Origin of the sequence: Richelia sinica FACHB-800 (genome assembly GCF_014698825.1) — a bacterium.
In the GTDB taxonomy this organism is placed as follows: Bacteria; Cyanobacteriota; Cyanobacteriia; order Cyanobacteriales; family Nostocaceae; genus FACHB-800.
Window position 1 is genome coordinate 18,056 of the sequence record NZ_JACJTT010000018.1, and the last position, 21,119, is coordinate 39,174.

The following is a 21,119-nucleotide window of genomic DNA, read 5'->3' on the forward strand; positions in this document are numbered from 1 at the left end:
AAAAATATTAGAGTTTAGGTATTGACTGTAAGTACCAAAGCTGATTGTCTGGGAGTCCAGCACCGCCAGTATATGGGATTTTCTCTCAAAAAGCGATCGCTACATCTCCAGGATATTCTGCAATTACATATTAGTAGAGACGTTCCAACCGAACGTCTCTACAAGGGTTTCAAAGCACATTTAATTGTTGGAAAAGTCAGTATACTTTGATTCCTTAACAAAGATCCAAATCAACCCACCTCAAGCAACTTGATACAGTAGGATTAGATGACACCAGTGTTGAAGTAATTGGTCAAATCAGCACCGATTGAAGTATCTACCCAATTATGATAGTGAACCATCACATCTTTGATATCAGTGATACCAATACTTTGAACTCCTTTGAGGGAAAGGACAAAATCGTTGTAGTCTCGATCCGAAGAACTATTTAACGTGACATCTTCAAAACCAATCATGGTTTTGTTAGAGCCTGTCAGCACTTCTGCTACTTGTATAGTATCGTTGAGGTTAGCCGCTGACATAGAGAATACAGGTTTGTGGCTATTTGACAAACTTGCTCCGCTTAAAATTTCATTCAGAGTCCCATTGGGAGCAAGAACGAAACCAAAAGCATCTCCTGCATTCATTTCATAAATTTTCTCTCCTTGATATACTCCACCATTAAAGTTGGGTTCCCAGTTGAGAATGCCGGTATTATCGCTGTAAAGACCCCCATCGTTAGCATCTTGAACGACAACATAGCCATTTTTAGAATTGCTGGTGGCACGTCGAACTGCTTCTTGGATAAAAGCTGCCGAACCAGTTTCATACATATCCATGCCTTTGAGGCTAAAGATACCAACTTCTCCCTGTTTATACTCACCACCATCATAGAGAAAGTCAATGGTCACTTGGCCAGATTTATTAACAACGAAAACTCCTTCATCGAAAGTTGCCCGATTAGAATATTCGAGTAATTGTTGTCCTACATTTGTTGTACGCCAGTTCCGGTCAGAGTTAGAAAAATTATCCATTGACTGAGCCGTACCTTTAGCTCCTTTGAATTGGAAAATAAAATCGTTGTAATCTCGATCAGAGCTAGAAGAACCGGTAGGAATATCTTCAAAAGCAAATGTGCCGTTACCGTCTACATTTACAATCTGCCCACGTGCTGTACTGGGATTAGCTTGGGGGATGGAGAAGAGGGGCAGTTTACCATATTGCCACATGGAACTGCTACTATTGATACCCTTAGCTTTGCTAATGTCCGCAACAGTGGTATTAGGTACAAACATCACGGCAAATTTATCACCTGGATTCATCTCAAAGGTTTTGACTCCTAGATAGGAACCAGAGTTGAAATTGGGTTCCCAAGGCATTTTCTCTGTAAATCGCGCAGCTTCAGTGGGGTCGTTAGCTAAGACGTATCCTAATGTAGTATTACTGAGAGCGCGTCTTGCTGCTTCCTTGATAAAAGCTTCGGAACCAGGTTGATAATTGTCCATACCTTGGAGACTAAAGACAGCAAACTCTCCTTGATACCAACCACCATCGTAAAGAAAGTCAAAAGTTACTTTGCCAGTTTCACCAACACTAAACACACCTTCGGTATATGTAGAGCGATTAGCATAATTGAGTAAGTCTTGTCCGGTAGAGGTAATTCGCCAATCTCGATTAGGATTCACCTGGGCATCCATGGTGGCAATGTTATTACCGCTGAGTCCTTGAACTTGGAAAACTATATCATTGAAGTCTTTGTCAGCAAAACCAGAACTCACACTGATATCTTCAAAGGCTAGGGTGCCATTCTTGTCTACTGCCACTATCTGGTTTTGATCAGTAGAGAGAATCACTTGTTTACCAGCTTGAGCAGTAGCGTAGGGTTGGCGGTAAATCTCTTCTAAGGTGGTATTTTGTACTAATATGAATGCCACCTCGTCCCCAGCATTCATTTGAAAGGATTTGATTCCTTGGTAATTACCAGCATTAAAGTTAGGTTCCCAACTCACATTGCCATTAAACCTTGCTCCTTCTGTGCTGTCGCTCATCAGCAGACGGCCTTCTGTGGAGTTACTTAGGGCACGACGTGTGGCTTCGCGAATAAATTCTAGGGAGCCTTGTTGGTAAGTTTCCATGCCTTTGAGGCTAAACATCCCCATTTGTCCCTGATACCAACCACCATCAGAGAGATAGTCAAATTTAACTTGACCAGTACCATCAACGATAAAAGTACCTGATTCAAACCGAGGACGGTTAGTATATTGTGTTAATTCTTGTCCTACCTGGGTATTTAACCAATTCCGGTTACTGTACACAGAATCCTGTAGGGTAGGAGCAGTTGCGGTTGCACCGGAAACCTGAACGACCATATCGTTGAAATCGCGATCGCTCGATTTTAAGGTGTTGATATCTTCCCAACCAAAGGTATTTCCCTTACCTGTAATATCTGCTATTTGCGGTGAAACTGTTCCCGTGGTGGGATTTACTCTACCAAAGGAAAACTGCACTTTGTCTGTATTAATAGTGCTGCTCTGAGCAATGCTAGCTACGGTACTATCGCTAATTAACATCATGGCAAAGGTACCACCTGCTGCCATTTGGAATTGCTGTGGCCCTTTGTATACACCACCGTTAAAGTCCTTTTCCCAGGACAATTCACCCTTCAAATCGCTAAACCGAGCGCGATCGCTTTCATCCCGAACAACTACGTAACCATTTTGAGAATTACTCAAAGCACGTCTAGCAGCTTCGAGAATAAAGGCTGTAGAACCAACCTCCAGTCCTTCCATCCCTTGGAGACTGAAGATGGCTAGTTCTCCCTTATTCAATCCCCCATCATATAGAAAATCAACGCTAACTTTTCCAGTAGAACCGACGGTAAAAATGCCGTTATTGAAGTTAGAAATTGTCGTCATAGTATTTCTTGCTTTGAATGTTTTTCTGTTAGTTATACTTTTGTAACTTTTCTTAGAGATGAAAAAAACTGTACTTATACCTTTTTTGATATGAAGTCATTGTCAAGAAAAGAGTTCAGCTTATATAGAAATATAAAAATTATTCTTAAAGCAAACAAATAGCCAAGTAATCTAGGTTGTAACTTTTTTTGGCTCTTAATAATTAAGATTAGGGAATAAAACGAATAACATCAGGCTGATAGCCTTATTTATAGTTTTTTGTCTAAATAAAACTACTGAATTTTGTCTCTAATCACGTAAAATTAACTAGATTAGCTGCCATATTCAGGTGAATTATGGATAAAAAATATGGCGTATTTATACCAAAAAAAGCGAAAATGAATGTAGAGACTTTCCACCGGAACGTCTCTACAAAGGTTTTAAAACACTCACCTTTAATTAACGAATACGTCTAATATCAATATGTTCAGAAATATGAGCATACTTGCAGTTGTCACAGTGACGCTCAAGCTAGGCGGTATAGTAAAACAATTTTTAACCAGGGAGTAAAACCATGAATGTATCGAGTGAATTATGGGCTGCAAATCACGACTTAGCCCAAGCTTGCCTACAACATCCTTTTGTACAAGGAATAGGGGATGGTACACTCAAGCCAGAGAGCTTTGCCTATTATGTAGGGCAAGACGCTTTTTTCCTAGAATCCTTTGCCCGTGCTTACAGTATTGCCGCAGCTAAAGCACCAAAATGGCCAGAATTCATGACATTTCATCACTTAGCTAGCGGAGTAATAGAAGAACTCAAGCTTCATGAAACTTATGCTGTTGAGTGGGGAGTTGATTTGCGTCATGTAGAACCAGGTTCCGCTACCCGTCGCTACACTGATTTTTTGTTAGCTACAGCTTGGACTGGAGATATTGGTTTAACTGCGGCGGCTATGTCTCCATGTATGCGTTTATATGCTTTTTTGGGAACCAGTTTAGCCGTGAATGGTATTCCTCATCATCGATATACAGAGTGGATTCGGACTTACAGCAGTGCCGAATTTCAACTATTAGCACAACAGTTAGAAAATGTAGTTGATAATTATGCTATTAATTCTTCTAATTATTCAGCACTTCACTCCACATACAGATATGCTATGTTCTGTGAACATGACTTTTTTCAAGTAGCTTGGATTAGCTGAAGAATAACCATATTTTTAACTTATTAACCGTATATTTTCGTCGTTTTTAAGTCTCTACAATAACACAAGAAAGATGATTAAATAACTTTCTTCAACCTGTTGACTGAGTTATCGATAGCAAGCTACGATAATTCAGCTAGAATTTTTTTCGCTACTGCTGATGTTACAGGCATCACCGATAACCTATTGCCTGGTCTGACCAGAAGTAATTCATCAGAGCTAAATTTTTCTTTGAGTGTTGGTAATAAAATGGGGTGTGAAAAAGTTTCCATATATTCCACTACTACTGTTTGCCAACGGGGAGAATCAGAACTAGATTTAGGGTCATAATATTTACTTGTCGGTTCAAATTGTGTTGGGTCTGCAATACCTGTTTTCACTATACGCATCAATCCCACAATACCAGGGGGATTAGTATTGGAATGGTAAAAGAAAGCTAAGTCACCTATCTGCATTTGGCGCAAAAAATTGCGAGCCTGATAATTTCGTACCCCATCCCAAATAGTTTCACGCTGTTTTTGTAAGTCAGTGATACTATAAACTTCCGGTTCTGATTTCATTAACCAATAATTGACTGAATCCATATTTTAAGAATACTGAAAAAAATCGACAACCAGATTAGACATTACACTTCCCACATCAGAAAGGAGATAAATAGTATTTTTGACCAATAACATAATCAGTGTCAGTGATGATTTAGTTCAACAAGCTTGAGAAAAAGGCCAACAACCTACCAAATAATATTTTAGTTAAATATTTTAACTATTGTAGAGACGTTACATTTAACGTCTCTACAGTCTTGAGAGGAGAAGTCTAATGGTGATGGTGATGATGATGTATAGCTAGATGTAAATTAACTTCCTTTCCTTCCTCCTGCATCAAGTCTGCAATGTGATTATTTGCCCATTCAGCAACCATGGATAAAAATTGTGGATGGTCATTGACACAAGGCATTTGTAAATAATCCACATCAGGATGTTGTTTCTCTAAATCATGAATAATGTGGTGAACATCTAACAACGTTTCATGGTTTTCTGTTGCAAAACCAATGGGCATAAACATGATTACTTTTGCCCCTAATTGAATCAAATTTTGAGCCGCTTGGGTAGCGTTAGGTTGTGTCCATTCAATTAGGGGTGTATCGTGATTTAACCAGCCAACAGAAATTAAAGGATAACGATTAATTAATTTTTCTCTCACTAGTTCATACAGGGCTTGACTTTCATCAATGCCTGATGTGAATCCTTTAGCTTTATGGGGACAACCATGATTCATCAAGACAATGCCAATTTGTGATGGTAGGTGAGCATTGGCTAAATCAGTGGTGATTTTTTCCTCTACCAAATGGGCCATGAGATTAATATATGCTGGTTCATTGTAGAAGGAAGGTATATAACGCAAAGCTTTTAGCCAGTGTTCATCTCCTTCTGCCATTGTGGACAATGCTTTATTCACCTGTTCGATAGCAATTCCACTTGTGAAAATCGAGTCTACCACTAACAAAGGATAAACTAATATTTTTTGAAAACCTTGTTGTTGAATTTCGGCTAAAACTTGTTTGGGTAAGAAAGGAGCGCAAAAATTAAAGGCTTTAAAAACTTGAACATTTTCACCCCATTGATGTTGAAGCTGATGTTCAATACCTGCTCGTTGTTTTTCAAATATGGCATTATGGGGGGAAATGAAATCATGGTGTTGGTGTCCCCATTCATGGCGGTCAAATAATGCTAAGACTTTGGCTAAAGGGGGATAAATCCAAGTGGGAACTGGTGCAAATTTAGCTGTCAGTAGATTTAAAGCTTGTTCGTTATAGTTGGCAAAATCCTCGTAACTTTCGACTTCGCCGTAACCCATTAGTAATACAGCTACACGATTTTGTCCTGATAAATGCGCCTGGCTGTGTTCCAGTTTTTCCGGTGTGGCAACCACAATGTGTTCCTCAATATAACCAGAATTAAAAAAGCAAGTTGAGTGAGGACTGAGGGGGGATATTTCCCTCTACCCTTCAGCTTTTGCCGAGAATCTTAAAACAATACTTTTGGTGGCAAGTCTCAGAAACTCATTTTGCTCAACCGTCTTTAAGTCAATTATTATGCCATCCCCCTGGAAGGGATAAACACAAACATAAAAATATACATCTAATGGTATAGTACGTGAATTTAATTATACAAAGTTAATATTTTGTTGGAGTCAAGTAGAAATATGTGTCATAATTCACTATATTTCCACATAAATTTTAAAGAAATGTTTATATCTAATGAACCAAAATATTGAATAGTCAATTGATGGATATTTATGGATATTGATAGAGATTTATAGAGATTTATAAATATTAAGAACATCAGTGTTTATCACTAGCAACAATCATGAACTACACTCATGGGTAAATATAGCGTCAATGAACATTATTATTTGTGCAGGAATTCATGAACCTGAACTGACGAAAAGCTTTATTGCCAACTGCTTCAATACATGGCGAGAACAAAGAAAAAGTGTCAGTGCATCAAATATACTAGTGTTTCCGGGAGAGGGTATTTTAGCTTTATCTAAATTTCATATATTGGAGTTTTTGGGCGATCGCCTGCAAGGTAAGTTAGAATCCCCTGTTATATTCATTAGCTTTAGTGCTGGTGTGGTGGGAGCCATAGGAGCCGCTATTGACTGGCAACTCTTAGGTGGTCAAGTTCAAGCATTTATTGCGGTGGATGGATGGGGTGTACCTCTCTGGGCTAATTTTCCCATTCACCGTCTCAGCCATGATTATTTTACTCATTGGAGTTCATCACTGCTGGGTAGTGGGCACAATAATTTCTATGCCCATCCCCCAGTTGACCACCTATCCCTGTGGCACTCGCCGCAAGTAGTACAAGGTTATTGGGTAGATCCATCAACAGACTTAAATTCTTCCCAAATTTCCTTAAATGCTGCACAATTTCTGTATTTACTGTTACAAAGTTATGAAGAAAAACAGTCCTGACTATCTATGGAGTCAACGGGAATTGGTGATTGGTGATTATATTCCAGTTGCCCTTCCTCGCTTCCACTAGTTTACATCGTCTACCCTAACCAAAATACCTAATTATCTGATGTTTCCTACTGAACCTGCTGCTGTAAATAACGGCTTTGGCGCACTATTAAAAAATCGTGGTTTTCTGCTGTTGTGGATAGGGCAACTGGTGTCCCAGTTAGCAGATAAGGTATTTTTTGTCTTGATGGTAGCTTTATTAGAAAACTATAATCCACCACCAGGGCTAGCAGCCAACTCCATGTATTCAACTTTAATGGTGGCTTTTACCGTTCCCGCCGTTTTATTTGGTTCTGCCGGTGGCATCTTTGTAGACCGCTTGCCAAAAAAGTTGATTATGATTGGCTCAGATGTGGTCAGGGGTATATTGACACTATTGATTCCCCTCCTCCCCAGAGAGTTTTTAATTTTATTAATCATTACCTTTTGTATTTCCACAGTCACGCAATTTTTCGCCCCAGCAGAACAAGCTGCCATTCCTTTGATAGTCAAAAAGGAAAACTTAATGGCTGCCAATGCCCTCTTCAGCAGCACTATGATGGGAGCATTAATTGTGGGCTTTGCCATTGGTGAACCAATGTTGAGTTTTGCTAAACACTCATTGGGAGAAGATTTTGGCCAAGAATTTGTAGTTGGCGTATTATATATGTTATCGGCTGTGATTATGCAGCCTATTCAATTCACAGAGCACAACTCTCAGAGCGAACAACCAACACATAATCACCTATGGGCTGAATTTACCGAAAGTTTGCGTTACATCAAACGACATCGACTAGTATTAAATGCCATGCTGCAATTGGTGACTTTGTATTGTGTATTCGCAGCCCTGACCGTACTAGCGATTAGATTAGCCGCAGAATTTGGCTTAAAGGAAAAGCAATTTGGGTTTTTCTTAGCAGCAGCAGGTGTGGGCATGGTAATGGGAGCAGCAATTTTAGGCCATTGGGGTGAAAAGTTCCATGGCAAGCCTTTACCTTTGTTGGGATTTTTAATCATGGCTTTGGTATTAGCTATATTTACTTTTATTCATCAACTTTCCCTAGCTTTGCTGCTTTGTGCATTACTAGGAATAGGTGCATCCTTAATTGGAGTACCAATGCAAACTTTAATTCAACAGCAAACACCACCAACTATGCACGGAAAAGTGTTTGGTTTCCAAAATCATGCTGTAAATATAGCCCTGTCCTTACCTCTAGCTATTACCGGACCATTGACTGATATGTTGGGACTACGGGTGGTTTTAGTAGGAATGAGTTTTGTGGTGGTAGCTGTAGGTATTTGGGCTTGGAAAAATACACGGCGAGTTTTGCAGGATGTGATTTAAAAGCAAGTTATGATCATTTCTATGGTTGAGAAATCAAGACTTTATCACCATAGATACTAAGATTTAAACTAAAATGAACTTTTAACTACATAAATAATTCTTAAGTTTTGCTATAGTCAGAGGTTAACCGTGCCATCGCCTTCCCAAACCAGTATCCCCCAATCTGAAAATCAATCCCATTCCCCTAACTCTGGTGCTGCAACAGCTACTCCGCAACGAGTTACAGGTGGCTTTGCCTTACTAGACAGCTTGCTAAAACATGGCGTTGAGTATATTTTTGGCTATCCAGGTGGGGCAATTTTGCCAATCTACGATGACCTATATAAAGTAGAAGAAACTGGTACGATTAAGCATATTCTGGTCAGACATGAACAAGGGGCATCTCACGCGGCTGATGGTTATGCCCGTGCCACTGGCAAAGTGGGTGTGTGCTTCGGAACATCAGGCCCAGGGGCAACCAATTTAGTTACAGGTATTGCCACCGCCTACATGGATTCCATTCCCATGATTGTGGTGACAGGACAAGTACCAAGGGCAGCTATTGGTACAGATGCCTTCCAGGAAACAGATATTTATGGAATTACACTACCGATTGTTAAGCATTCCTATGTAGTACGTGACCCTAGAGATATGGCGCGTATTGTGGCGGAAGCATTCCACATTGCTAGCACAGGTAGACCAGGGCCAGTTTTAATTGATGTGCCGAAAGATGTGGCCTTAGAAGAATTTGAATATACACCTGTGGAACCGGGATCGGTGAAGTTGCCTGGTTATCGTCCCACAGTCAAAGGTAACCCCAGACAAATTAACGCGGCAATTCAGTTAATTCAAGAAAGCAGAAGACCACTACTATATGTAGGTGGAGGTGCGATCGCCTCCTCAGCCCACGAAGAAATTAAAGCACTGGCAGAATTATTCAATATCCCCGTCACCACAACATTAATGGGTATTGGTGCGTTTGATGAGCATCATCCCCTGTCCTTGGGTATGTTGGGAATGCACGGTACCGCCTATGCTAACTTTGCCGTGACAGACTGCGATTTATTAATTTGCGTCGGTGCCAGATTTGATGACCGGGTAACAGGTAAGTTAGATGAATTTGCCTCCCGCGCTAAAGTAATTCATATTGACATTGATCCCGCAGAAGTTGGTAAAAATCGTATTCCTGACGTTCCCATTGTCGGTGACGTGAAGAACGTGCTCAAAGATTTGCTGCGTCGCTGTCAAGATGCCAATACCAAAGCCACACCGAAGCAAAATCAAGAGTGGCTAAACTTGATTAACCGTTGGCGGCAAGAGTACCCCTTGGTTGTACCTCAACATCCCGATAGTATTTCTCCCCAAGAAGTGATTGTGGAAGTTGGCAGTCAAGCACCCAACGCTTTCTACACCACAGATGTGGGTCAACACCAAATGTGGGCAGCACAGTTTCTCAAAAATGGCCCCAGACGTTGGATTTCTAGCGCCGGGTTAGGGACAATGGGCTTTGGTGTCCCTGCGGCTATGGGTGCGAAAGTTGCCTTCCCAGATGAAGAGGTGATCTGTATTAGTGGTGACGCTAGTTTCCAAATGTGTCTACAGGAACTAGGCACCCTTTCACAATATGGCATCAGTGTCAAAACCGTAATTATCAATAACGGTTGGCAAGGCATGGTACGGCAATGGCAACAAGCCTTTTATGGTGAGCGTTATTCATGCTCAAATATGGAAGTAGGGATGCCAGATATTGAGTTATTGGCTCAGGCCTATGGTATCAAGGGTATAGTGATTCGCCATCGGGATGAGTTGAAAGAGAAGATTGCCGAAATGCTGGCACACCAGGGGCCTGTGATTGTCGATGTTCGCGTCACCAGGGATGAAAACTGCTATCCCATGGTTGCACCTGGTAAGAGTAATGCTCAAATGCTAGGTTTGCCTAAGCAAGAACCAAAAACCGCGGTTGAACCCATTTATTGCAGTCACTGTGGCACAGAAAACTCACCCAAGCATAATTTCTGTTCTGAGTGTGGGACTAAGTTGTAGGCATAATCAATGACAAGGGGTGATAGGGAGACAAGAAAGACAAGGGGGATAAGGAAGACAAGGGGGACAAGGAAGAAAAGAATATTTTCTTTTTCCTTCCCCTCTCCTCTACTCCCCCTCTCCTCTACTCTTTCTGTCACCTTCTCTTTTCAAATCCGTTGGCGGCCGATCGCTACTCCAAGCCCACCAAGCACAACCACATTGACAATGGTAGAATTCCTGCCATTTGCGACGATGCTCTGGGGTGCTGACAGGCGATCGCCTATTGATCCATACTCGTAAAGCATCTAGACTACTGGATCGGCATTTGGGACAACAAAATTCATAGGCATGAATAGCTTGATTTGTCCATTCTGGTGGGATGGGAGCGAAAGCGTCCATGTAATTTAGGAATTTTAGTCTAGTTATTTAAGATACATACATTATGGCTAATAATAGAAATTATGGAGCCTAGTGTTGAAATTCGTCGGTTATTAGATGTGATGCCAGCTTCTGGACGAATGATGACCAAAATCGTCAGTAAACCAGAGCAAAATAAAGTCATTGATGCAGCCTTTCCCCTGCCATTGAGCCAAGATAGACCAATTTATATTAATTTTGATTTGTGGCGACGGTTAACGAAACCACAACGGGATTTATTGTTGCTACAGATGGTTAGCTGGGTGACAGGGGTGAAGTGGTTACAGGTGGATATTTATCAAGGTGTAGTCTTGGCAGGTTTGTTAGGTGGAGTGGTGGAAGCTGTCCAATCAGATGTAGTGGGGATAGCAATTGCGGGAGGATTAAGTGCGATCGCATCATGGCAAATTTGGCGTAGAAATAAATCCAATGATGCTGCCTTAAATGCTGATACAGTGGCTATTCGAGTGGCACAGCGTCGCGGTTATTCAGAGTCAGAAGCCGCCCAACATTTGTTAACGGCAATTGAGACAGTAGCGAAAATAGAAGGACGCTCTACTTTAGATTTTAGCGAATTAATTCGCTGTCAGAACTTGAGAGCGATCGCTGGTTTATCACCTGTGGGCATTCCCAAAGGTCCAGTTAGTGATTTTTGATTGGTGGATATTTTGATTAACTTTTCATGGGAGTGAAGTCAGTTTGACACTAGCATTGGGGATGATTGAAGTATATGGAATTCCTGCCGCAGTGGAAGCCGCAGATGCAATGTGTAAAGCGGCCCGTATCACCTTTGTTGGTTATGAAAATACAGATTTGGGGAGAATTACCATACTTATTCGGGGTGAAGTAGGTGAGGTGAATGTAGCAGTCAATCAAGGACTAAAATCAGTTGTGAAAGTAAATGGAGGGGAAATACTTTCCCATCATATTATTCCCCGTCCCCATGAGAATTTAGAATATGTTTTACCGATTTATCATAGTGCCAATATTGCTCAATTTAATACCGATATTCGCTTTCCTCCCCCACTCAGTAATTAAATAAATAATTAAAAATATATTCTCATTAATTATATGTATAACAACTTAATTTCTCGGATGGAGGCGGTACAATCGCCAATTATTCCCGTTGTTGGCGAACTCATTAAAAATTCACCTGGCACTATTTCCTTGGGACAAGGTGTAGTTCACTATAGCCCACCACCAGAAGCTATAGAAATTCTGCCAAAATTCCTCAATGATGCCACTAATCATCTCTACAAAGCAGTTGTCGGTATTCCCCAATTATTAACAGCATTAACTACCAAATTATCAACATTTAACAATATCGAAATTAACGAAGAAAATTGTATTGTTGTTACCGCAGGTAGCAACATGGGATTTATGAATGCTATTTTAGCCATTACATCTCTGGGCGATGAAATTATTTTAAATACGCCCTATTATTTCAATCATGAAATGGCAATTAAAATGGCTGGATGTCAGCCGATTTTGGTAGAAACTGATGTTAATTATCAATTACTTCCTGAAGCCATAGCCCAAGCAATTACCCCCAAAACCCGTGCAGTCATCACAATTTCTCCCAACAATCCTACAGGGGTAGTTTATTCACAAACTGCATTACAACAAGTCAATGAAATATGCAGAAATCATGGTATTTATCATATCAGTGATGAAGCTTATGAATATTTTACCTATGCAGGAGTAAAGCACATTTCCCCTGGTGCATTTCCTGACAGCAGCCAACATACTATTTCTTTGTTTAGCTTATCAAAAGCTTATGGTTTTGCTAGTTGGCGTATTGGGTATATGGTCATTCCCCAACATCTGTTAGGTGCAGTCAAAAAAGTGCAAGATACGATTTTGATTTGTCCACCTGTAATCTCTCAATATGCTGCCGTAGGGGCATTATCAGCAACAGCAGACTACCTCACAGACCATATTAGAGCGATCGCTCAAGTTCGGCAAGTCGTTCTCGATGCACTTAACGAACTGCAAGATATCTGTACTATTACCCCTGCTAATGGTGCATTTTACTTTTTCCTGAAGGTCAATACTGACATGAATGATTTGGAATTAGTGAAAAAACTCATTCAGGAATATAAAGTAGCAGTCATCCCAGGTAACACCTTTGGCATGGAAAAAGGGTGTTATTTGCGCGTAGCTTATGGTGCTTTACAACAAGATGCAGCTAAAGCAGGGATAGAAAGATTAGTGACCGGACTGAAAGGATTAATAATTAATAATTAAAAACTTCACTTTACCTGAATCTATTTAACAACAATGAAAATAATTCATCACTTTCTAGAAATTACCACTGATCAAGGAATCAATATTCATAATATTACTCCTCAAGTACAAGAATTTATAGATTCAACAGGTATTCACAATGGTCAAGTTTTAGTATTTTCTCGCCACACGACAACGGCTTTAGCTATTAATGAAAATGAAGTGCGGTTATTAGAAGATATAAAAGTATTTTTACGCAAACTTGCACCAGAAACAGATAAATATTTACATAACGACCTACATTTGCGAGATGTACCAGAAGATGAACCAATAAATGCCCATTCTCACCTGATGGCGATGATGTTAAGTACCAGCGAAGTTATCCCAATTATTGATAGTAAATTAGGTTTGGGAACATGGCAAAGTATTTTATTCTTTGAATTAGATGGGCCGCGGAAAAGAAATTTGTTATTACAAGTTTCTGGGGAATAGCTAATAAATACAGTTTCGATAGGGTCGAAAATCTGTATTACGACCTTCCCATAAGTTTGATGACCCCTCCGCAGGGGAGGGAGCATCCCAAATGTGTAAGTTTATTTTTATCTGTATTTTAGCTTATACAAGCCATAAAATAAACGAACCACATTCGCGTAGAGTCCCGCAGGGATAGATGCGAAGAGCACGAAGGAAGAAATGGTAAATTTGTACAGTGCGTAACGTCTTAGTTTTCTATATCTAAACCAAAACCTGCTTGTTGGCTAGCTGTATGTGATGCTTCAATCAAAGGTTTAGCAACCTGGAACACAGCTTCTACCAGACTAGAGGGGGCTTTTTCTGGTGAACCAACCCCAAAAGGAGGTGCTGGATTATACTCTAACATCAATTCTATAAATTTGGCTGTATCTTCTCCACACAACATAGCCGCAATAGTTAAAGCAAAATCAATTCCTGCTGTTACCCCACCACCAGTGATCCGGTTAGTGTCCACTACTACTCTTTCGTTACTTACTTCTACACCCATGAATGTCAGCTGTTCTCGAAACGCCCAATGACAAGCTGCACGGTATCCTTTTAGTAATCCCGCAGCTGCCAAAATTAAAGAACCAGTACACACAGCAGTCACATACTTAGCTGACTGTGCTTGCTTTTGTAAAAATGCTAATATGTGGGCATCTTGCATCATTTCTACGGCCCCAAAGACACCACCAGGGACACACAATACATCAAGTTGGGGACATTCATAAAAGGTAGTAGTCGGTAAAATCGTGAGTCCACCATTACTCACCACTGGTTGGAGTGTTTTCCACAATAGTAAAACTTGAGTATTGGGCATAGATGCAAATACTTGATGTGGCCCAGTAATATCTAGTTGGGTCATATCAGGGTAAATAACTAAACCAATTGTATGTTGAGGCTGACTTTCCATACTTAAATTCCAGTTGCTGTAATGATTACAGTGATCCTAGAATTGAATATGTTGGCTGCCAATTACCCAGTTGAGTACATTTTTGCTAATGTCTGAGACTTTACCATCGTTGATTCAAAAAGTCACAAATGCTTCATCAGTGAATCAACTATGTGGACATTACATGGATGCAGCAGGAGAGTTGTTTGGTAGTCAACACTGGGGTATTTATATACATGGTAAAGCCGGACAACAAGGCACTATTTATCTCAAAGGTTTACCAGATAGCTTTATTGATTACTACTCTACGGTTGGTGCAGCTTTAGATAAAGTGATGGAGTATGTTGTTTACCATCATGCACCCGCTCACGAACAAATCATGTTCACGGAAGCCACTTGGAAGCAAAGTGAACTGTATCAAATTGGTTGTGGCAAAATATATGACCACGAACATATTATGACTGGGCCGATTGTTGGAGAAGGAAGGTTAATTGGTACAGTTCAATTTGCTCGCACCAGTGGCAATCCAGCTTATAATACGCAAGACTTGTTAAAATTGAGTGCTATCTGCGCCCATATTTCTGCCAAATTAGCACTTTTACGCTGTCAAGATGAGTTATTTCTGCCCAAACCGGAAATATTTTTAACTGCACGAGAATTGCAAATAGCTGCTTTGGTAGCCAAAGGTTTGACAAATGCAGAAATTGCCACCGAGTTATGGATTAGCCAAAATACGGTCAAGCAGACTTTAAAACGTATTTTTCGGAAGCTGGATGTATCTGCAAGAGCGGAAATGGTTGCACGGCTGCAATTAAGTAGGGTTGATTAACCCAACCTAACTAATTGATTAAATCCCAATAATTTTCCTCAGAAAAGATAGTTTACCTTTATATGGCGCATAACGCCAATTCAAATCCAAGCTAAATGTGTTTTTGAGGACACTTTTGTAATGGGAAAAAGTATCAAAGCTATGTTTGCCATGATAGCTACCTATACCGCTATCACCTATACCTCCAAATGGTAAGGAGGAAACAGCACAATGCATCACAGTATCATTAATACAAACTCCTCCAGAAGAAGTTGTATTTAAGATATATTGCTGCAAATTTTGGTTTTGTGAAAATAAATATAACGCTAAAGGTTTGGGTCTAGAATTGATGAAATCAATAGCCTCCTGGATATTGGTATATTCAATTATTGGTAAAATCGGGCCAAATATCTCTTCTTCCATAATAGGAGCATTGACAGAAATGTCATCAATTAAGGTCGGTGCTATATATAGTTCCTCTGATTTGGTTTCTCCACCGAGAATAATTTTGCCTGATGATAGTAAGTTAACTAATCTTTGAAAGTGTTTCTGGCTAATAATTCTGGGATAATCAGGACTCTGGCTAGGATTTTCTCCATAAAATGCTTGGAGACATTTTTGTAATTCCTGCACTAAATTCGGTTTTATTTTTTTATCTACTAACAGATAATCAGGAGCTATACAAGTTTGTCCAGCATTAATAAATTTACCCCAAATAATCCTTTTAGCTGTATGTTCTAAGTGAATATCGCTATCAACAATACAAGGACTTTTACCACCTAATTCTAGAGTAACAGGGGTAAGATTTTTAGCAGCGGCAGCCATGACAATCTTACCCACGGCTGTACCACCAGTAAAAAAGATGTGATCAAATTTTTCTGCTAACAGTTTTTGGCTAACTTCTACACCACCTGCAACTACAGCCAGATATTCAGATGGAAAATATTTACTGATAATTTCAGCTAATAATTGGGATGTATGGGGAGCAAGTTCAGAAGGTTTAATGACAGCACAGTTTCCCGCTGCAATGGCACCAATTAAAGGTGAAATAATTAACTGAAATGGATAATTCCAAGCACCAATAATTAATACTACCCCCAAAGGCTCAGGATAAATCTGAGCGCGATAAGGAAATAATTCTACTTCCACAGGTGCTTTGCGTGGTTTAGCCCAACTAGCTAGATTTTTAATTACCTTGCGGATTTCTTTAATGACAAACAATTCGGACGAATAAGCTTCAAACTCTGATTTATGTAAATCAGCATATAAAGCTTGAATAATAGCTGATTTATTTTCAATAATCATTCGCTCAAGCTTTTTTAATTGCTCTAAGCGAAACGTTATATCTTTGGTTTTGCCTGTAGCGAAAAATGTTCGCTGCTGGCTAATAATTTCTGCACATTTATCTATTTGGTTCGCAATCATAAGCTCACATCATAATTTAAATCTAATCAGGGAAAGCTAAACCAGTTCTTGGGTCACGAATATATAGCCCCAGGGTAAGACTACGCATTATTTCATCCCAAATAGGTGTCAGTTGTTCGGCTTGATCTGCCCAATAATCAAAAGTAATTAAACACTGAATATTCGAGCCTAAACCGACGCAAGTTCTTGAAAATGCTTCCCTTGGTTCAGCTTGCGTATCAATAAACTTAATCTCACACCACATGATTCTGGCAGTTTGACGCTTGACCGTTATCACTTCTCCCCTTTCAATCACGTTGCGTTTATCATTTTCCATGATTTTTTTCAAAGTTGGTTTGAGAGGAAACAAAGTCCAGTCATTGGGAGGGAGGTGATTATAAGATAATTCTAGGCAGCAATCATCATCAGGAGGTTGTTTGTCACGAAACTTGAATGATTTTTCCTGTGGTTCAAACACCCAATTATCGGGAACATTGAAGCGAACTGCTCCCCTACCAGCTACAAAAATTTTATAACCAGGAGTACCTTGCCAATGATGGTCTGGTTTTAATTCCAGGGTTTCTTTAATCCACTGGAGATTGCTTTTCTTACGCTTTGCCATAGTGGTTTTAGGTATTTTGTTGTTTTCAACCCCTTGGATCATAGTATCAAATTCAAAGGCAAGACTGGGTCATGGGTTGATGAGGGGTAAAACGTTGATTAGATACACCATGTTAATTATGGTGCTTGGCAGCATTTGGGTGTGGAAATGAATTTAGCTTGAAAAATTCCCATCAGTCGAAAATAGTCAAAGTCTAAATCGATCAGATAATATGTACCCTACCAGATGGGAACGTGTCAGCCAAGGAATAAAGCAATGGGATATGTAATTGCCACAGCCAATATGAAAGGTGGAGTGGGGAAAACTACACTCACCGTCAATCTCGCAACCTGTTTAGCGAAAAATTATGGTAAGCGGGTACTTGTCCTGGATTTAGATAGCCAAATTAGTGCCACGCTCAGTTTAATGTCTCCTTTGGAGTTTGCCAAACGTCGTAAACAAAGAAAAACCTTTAGATATTTGATTGATGAGGTAATTAACCCTGATCCCAATTCCCAAATCAATATTCACGATATTATTCAATCAAAGGTCTGTAATCTACCTGGGCTAGATTTGTTACCGGGAGATATTGATTTATATGATGAATTTGTCGTTTCCGAAATGCTGCATAATCAATCTGTAGCTTTAGGTGAGCAAGATTTTGAAGCCATTTGGAATCGGTTTGAAAGGGTACTAATTAATAACATTTTGCGACCAGTACGCGATGAGTATGATTTTATTATGCTAGATTGTGCCCCTGGCTATAATCTCATGACTCGTAGTGCATTAGCTACTAGCGATTTTTATATTCTCCCAGCAAAACCAGAGCCTTTATCTGTGGTGGGAATTCAACTTTTAGAAAGGAGAATTGCCCAATTAAAAGACAGCCATGAACATGAAGCGAAGATCAATATTAAAATGTTAGGCATTGTCTTTAGTATGTGCAATACTAATTTGCTAACTGGCAGATATTACAAACAAGTTATGCACCGTGTTGTTGAGGATTTTGGTGTAGAAACTATTTGTCAGGCACAAATTCCTGTTGATGTTAATGTTGCAAAAGCTGTTGATAGTTTTATGCCAGTGGTGTTAATGAGTCCCAGTTCAGCAGGATCTAAAGCATTTATGCAATTGACCCAGGAGTTATTGAACAAGCTGTAAATAATCAGGGAGAATAGGCTATAGGGAAGGAGTTCAAACTCTCATCAAGTATCGAGTGGCAATGCTTCTTAGCAACTCTATCCTTCCCTCCCTCTTCTCTTAACTACAGATTCAATTTTATTAGGACTTACGCATAAGCCACGATTCAAGAGGGTTTTAGGGATCTGTTGGGTAAGTCCTGTTCATACTTTGTAAAAGATTCTCAATTCAGAAAAAAATAAATTTACACGTTAAGTATGCCTCTGTAAGCCAGTCAAGATTATAGCTTAAATTGGAGAGTGCTTACTGAGATATTTTTACATAAATATTTCGACGAAATCAAATATATACTGGATTACATTACCATCTTTTGACTTCTTATTTTCAGGGTATATAATGGTAACAAATATTTCTTCATCACTGAATTATCCCATCTGGTTAGATTTAAGCAACAATGCCATTGAGCAATATCTACGGGCAATGGAACGTTTATTGCTGGTAGTTCAAGACCTTTCTCTTGCTCGTAGTTTAGACAGAATTATGGAAATTGTCAGAGTAGCGGCACGAGAACTCACGGCATCAGAGGGTGCTAGCTTTGTACTGCGCGATCGTGGTTATTGTTACTATGCTGATGAGAATGCCATTGCTCCTCTTTGGAAAGGCCAGCGATTTCCCATGAATATTTGCATTGGTGGTTGGGCTATGCTGAATCGTCAACCTGCAATTATTGAAGATGTCAGTGTTGATGAACGTGTTCCTTATGTGGCTTACCAATCGACTTTTGTAAAAAGCATGGTTATGGTACCAATTCGCACCCAAGAACCAATTGGTGCTATTGGTACTTACTGGGCAGATTATCATCAACCTACCTTAGAAGAAGTTAAGATATTACAAGCTTTAGCAGATGTTACATCTGTGGCTATTGAGAATGTAGAAGTATATTCTGAATTAGAACATCGTGTTAGAGAACGGACTATTGCTTTACAACAGGAAATTGAAGAAAGAAAAGCTGCTGAAGCTGAAATACATCGGCTTTCATTGACTGATGAATTAACAGGACTCTATAATCGCCGGGGATTTTTTGCAGTAGCTGAACAACAATTAAAGTTAGCCCATCTTAGTCATATTTCCACTTGTTTAATGTTTATTGATTTAGATGGATTGAAAAAAATCAATGATAATTGGGGACATGAATTAGGTGATGTTGCCATCGTCACAGCCGCCAATTTGATTAAGCAAAATTTTCGTGATTCCGATACTTTGGCGAGATTAGGTGGTGATGAATTTGTCGTATTGCTGCAAGCTAATAACTCTAGTGAAGAAGCGATGATTCAGAGAATGCAAACTTCTATTGAGGATTACAATCGGTTGTCCCATCACCCCTTTGATATTTCCATGAGTATAGGTGTGGTGAATTACGACCATAGCCAACCTGTTTGTTTAGATCATCTGATTACAATGGCAGATGAACTGATGTACAAACAAAAACGTGCTAAGAAAAAAGCCAGAAGTGGGGAAATTTAAAGGTTACACAGATAGGTAGTTCCTATTCACTATCTATAGAGGCTGTTACCAAAACATTGACAATCTGAAGATAAGTGCTATTATGCTTGTTTTATGATGTCCAAGGACTAGTTTCAAAAAAACCTGAAATTAACTGAATTTTGAGGTGGCAAGCTGAATTTAACTGATGGTGAGTAGTGCTGAGTTTAACTCAACTATTGATTGAGTCAGCCAAGGATAATGCATAGTAATCCACTCTGGATTGGAAGTTTGAGACTGACCAGACAGCCTCAACCCAAGGGCTGAAGTCAGGAGTTTTGATTGCATTATCAAATCAAAAGTTATGTTCCACTCTCAAGCAAGTGTTACCTCAAAGTTGTGCGATCGCCCTGACCACGTTGGTTCTGTATTTTGGCATTTATGGCACCAAAACCAAGATTATTTATATTATTGCTGTCTAAAATGGATGAATGGTAACTCTGCTGATGCTGAGGATGCCTTGAGCATGGCTATGATCAAAGCCTGGGAAAAGGTGCAACATTATGGAGAGGACATCACCAACTTTAAAGCTTGGTTGACAAGACTGACTCACAATTTATGCGTAGATATTCATCGTGAGCGCAATCGCAGTGCTAAGCGGGTAGAAGATATAGAAGTTTATACGTCTCAAGAGGAGCAAGGAAAGGTATTTCAGCTAGATACACCAGGAAATGCCTTGGAGAGAGACGAGAAAAAGATTGTTATTCAAGAAGCGATCGCTAATTTACCGAATCGGTTGCGTGAAACCTTCATCCTGCATTTCTATCACGAGCTATCCTATCAAGAGATTGCTGAACGTCAAGATATTTCTTACCCAAATGTCTGCAAGCGCATTTCCCAAGCACGGGCTATACTGCGAGACCAGTTAGAGGCATATTTTCTGGGGGAGAATAGCCAAGATGGTCAAGCAGGAAAGTCCAAAACTGTGCCGCTGGAATTTAAGACAAACAAGGGCGAGGCGATCGCTTTTAATCCAACGGTAGAACAAAAACAGAGATTTTCCAGATCCAAATCGATGAAAATCGTTCAACTTGTAGGCACAACCGCATCTTAAATCGGCAGAGTCTTGATTTAAATATGACATCACCTGTGTAGAGGCGTTCCACGGAAAGTCTCTACATTCGTTTTCCCCAGATGTCTCTTTTC

At 39.8% G+C, this 21,119-nt stretch carries 20 protein-coding genes; 13 read left to right on the forward strand and 7 right to left on the reverse strand.

The annotated features are described in order from the left end of the window. The first annotated feature begins 21 nt into the window (after window positions 1–21). Window positions 22–210 (forward strand): hypothetical protein, encoded by a 189-nt coding sequence (locus H6G73_RS13760; protein WP_190605341.1) that lies wholly within the window; start codon window positions 22–24, stop codon window positions 208–210. Between the two features lie 53 nt (window positions 211–263). Here the strand turns inward: H6G73_RS13760 and H6G73_RS13765 are convergent, their stop codons facing one another. After that, window positions 264–2,894, reverse strand: coding sequence for a DUF4114 domain-containing protein (locus tag H6G73_RS13765; protein WP_190605343.1), 2,631 nt, complete (start codon window positions 2,892–2,894; stop codon window positions 264–266). 553 nt (window positions 2,895–3,447) lie between these two features. Here H6G73_RS13765 and H6G73_RS13770 point away from each other — a divergent pair. Beyond that, the gene (locus H6G73_RS13770) at window positions 3,448–4,077 is read left to right on the forward strand and encodes a TenA family protein (protein ID WP_190605345.1); all 630 of its coding nucleotides are present in this window, start codon (window positions 3,448–3,450) and stop codon (window positions 4,075–4,077) included. Between the two features lie 122 nt (window positions 4,078–4,199). Here H6G73_RS13770 and H6G73_RS13775 read toward each other — a convergent pair whose 3' ends face one another. Together H6G73_RS13775 and H6G73_RS13780 are read right to left on the reverse strand one after the other, a co-directional pair. Continuing rightward, window positions 4,200–4,661 (reverse strand): EVE domain-containing protein, encoded by a 462-nt coding sequence (locus H6G73_RS13775; protein WP_272491507.1) that lies wholly within the window; start codon window positions 4,659–4,661, stop codon window positions 4,200–4,202. Window positions 4,662–4,890: 229 nt separating this feature from the next. Next, complete coding sequence (locus tag H6G73_RS13780) at window positions 4,891–6,006, reverse strand: ferrochelatase (protein WP_190605348.1); 1,116 nt, start codon at window positions 6,004–6,006, stop codon at window positions 4,891–4,893. A gap of 469 nt (window positions 6,007–6,475) precedes the next feature. Between H6G73_RS13780 and H6G73_RS13785 the strand changes: the two genes are divergently transcribed. From H6G73_RS13785 to ilvB, 3 genes are all read left to right on the forward strand, one after another. After that, window positions 6,476–7,054 (forward strand): hypothetical protein, encoded by a 579-nt coding sequence (locus H6G73_RS13785; RefSeq protein ID WP_190605350.1) that lies wholly within the window; start codon window positions 6,476–6,478, stop codon window positions 7,052–7,054. 109 nt (window positions 7,055–7,163) lie between these two features. Further along, the gene (locus H6G73_RS13790; protein WP_190605353.1) at window positions 7,164–8,426 is read left to right on the forward strand and encodes an MFS transporter; all 1,263 of its coding nucleotides are present in this window, start codon (window positions 7,164–7,166) and stop codon (window positions 8,424–8,426) included. A 129-nt stretch (window positions 8,427–8,555) separates the two neighbouring features. Then, on the forward strand, window positions 8,556–10,448 hold the full coding sequence (gene ilvB / locus H6G73_RS13795) for a biosynthetic-type acetolactate synthase large subunit (RefSeq protein WP_190605355.1): 1,893 nt from the start codon (window positions 8,556–8,558) through the stop codon (window positions 10,446–10,448). 108 nt (window positions 10,449–10,556) lie between these two features. On the opposite strand, the gene H6G73_RS13800 is transcribed toward ilvB, so the two are convergent. Beyond that, window positions 10,557–10,829, reverse strand: a complete 273-nt coding sequence (locus tag H6G73_RS13800; RefSeq protein WP_190605357.1) for a hypothetical protein — start codon at window positions 10,827–10,829, stop codon at window positions 10,557–10,559. A 62-nt stretch (window positions 10,830–10,891) separates the two neighbouring features. Between H6G73_RS13800 and H6G73_RS13805 the strand changes: the two genes are divergently transcribed. From H6G73_RS13805 to H6G73_RS13820, 4 genes are read left to right on the forward strand one after another with little or no spacing between them, the layout of a single operon-like run. Beyond that, the gene (locus tag H6G73_RS13805; RefSeq protein ID WP_190605359.1) at window positions 10,892–11,503 is read left to right on the forward strand and encodes a DUF3318 domain-containing protein; all 612 of its coding nucleotides are present in this window, start codon (window positions 10,892–10,894) and stop codon (window positions 11,501–11,503) included. A 43-nt stretch (window positions 11,504–11,546) separates the two neighbouring features. Next, entirely contained in the window at window positions 11,547–11,885 is a 339-nt protein-coding gene (locus tag H6G73_RS13810) for a carbon dioxide-concentrating mechanism protein CcmK (protein ID WP_190605361.1), read from the forward strand. 33 nt (window positions 11,886–11,918) lie between these two features. Continuing rightward, window positions 11,919–13,094 (forward strand): pyridoxal phosphate-dependent aminotransferase, encoded by a 1,176-nt coding sequence (locus tag H6G73_RS13815; RefSeq protein ID WP_190605363.1) that lies wholly within the window; start codon window positions 11,919–11,921, stop codon window positions 13,092–13,094. Window positions 13,095–13,127: 33 nt separating this feature from the next. Continuing rightward, window positions 13,128–13,565, forward strand: coding sequence for a secondary thiamine-phosphate synthase enzyme YjbQ (locus H6G73_RS13820; RefSeq protein ID WP_190605365.1), 438 nt, complete (start codon window positions 13,128–13,130; stop codon window positions 13,563–13,565). Window positions 13,566–13,794: 229 nt separating this feature from the next. Here H6G73_RS13820 and H6G73_RS13825 read toward each other — a convergent pair whose 3' ends face one another. Beyond that, entirely contained in the window at window positions 13,795–14,499 is a 705-nt protein-coding gene (locus tag H6G73_RS13825) for a DJ-1/PfpI family protein (protein WP_190605367.1), read from the reverse strand. 88 nt (window positions 14,500–14,587) lie between these two features. Here H6G73_RS13825 and H6G73_RS13830 point away from each other — a divergent pair, with 88 nt between their 5' ends. Further along, the gene (locus H6G73_RS13830) at window positions 14,588–15,307 is read left to right on the forward strand and encodes a LuxR C-terminal-related transcriptional regulator (protein WP_190605369.1); all 720 of its coding nucleotides are present in this window, start codon (window positions 14,588–14,590) and stop codon (window positions 15,305–15,307) included. Window positions 15,308–15,325: 18 nt separating this feature from the next. On the opposite strand, the gene H6G73_RS13835 is transcribed toward H6G73_RS13830, so the two are convergent. Continuing rightward, entirely contained in the window at window positions 15,326–16,711 is a 1,386-nt protein-coding gene (locus H6G73_RS13835; protein ID WP_190605371.1) for an aldehyde dehydrogenase, read from the reverse strand. 22 nt (window positions 16,712–16,733) lie between these two features. Continuing rightward, window positions 16,734–17,312: a hypothetical protein gene (locus tag H6G73_RS13840; protein ID WP_190605373.1), complete on the reverse strand. Its 579-nt coding sequence runs from the start codon at window positions 17,310–17,312 to the stop codon at window positions 16,734–16,736. Between the two features lie 255 nt (window positions 17,313–17,567). Here H6G73_RS13840 and H6G73_RS13845 point away from each other — a divergent pair, with 255 nt between their 5' ends. The 3 genes from H6G73_RS13845 (at window position 17,568) to H6G73_RS13855 (ending at window position 21,027) form a co-directional block, all read left to right on the forward strand. Beyond that, complete coding sequence (locus tag H6G73_RS13845) at window positions 17,568–18,452, forward strand: ParA family protein (RefSeq protein ID WP_190605375.1); 885 nt, start codon at window positions 17,568–17,570, stop codon at window positions 18,450–18,452. A 375-nt stretch (window positions 18,453–18,827) separates the two neighbouring features. Then, entirely contained in the window at window positions 18,828–19,955 is a 1,128-nt protein-coding gene (locus tag H6G73_RS13850) for a sensor domain-containing diguanylate cyclase (protein ID WP_190605378.1), read from the forward strand. 322 nt (window positions 19,956–20,277) lie between these two features. Beyond that, complete coding sequence (locus tag H6G73_RS13855; RefSeq protein ID WP_190605380.1) at window positions 20,278–21,027, forward strand: RNA polymerase sigma factor; 750 nt, start codon at window positions 20,278–20,280, stop codon at window positions 21,025–21,027. The last annotated feature ends 92 nt before the right edge of the window (window positions 21,028–21,119 follow it).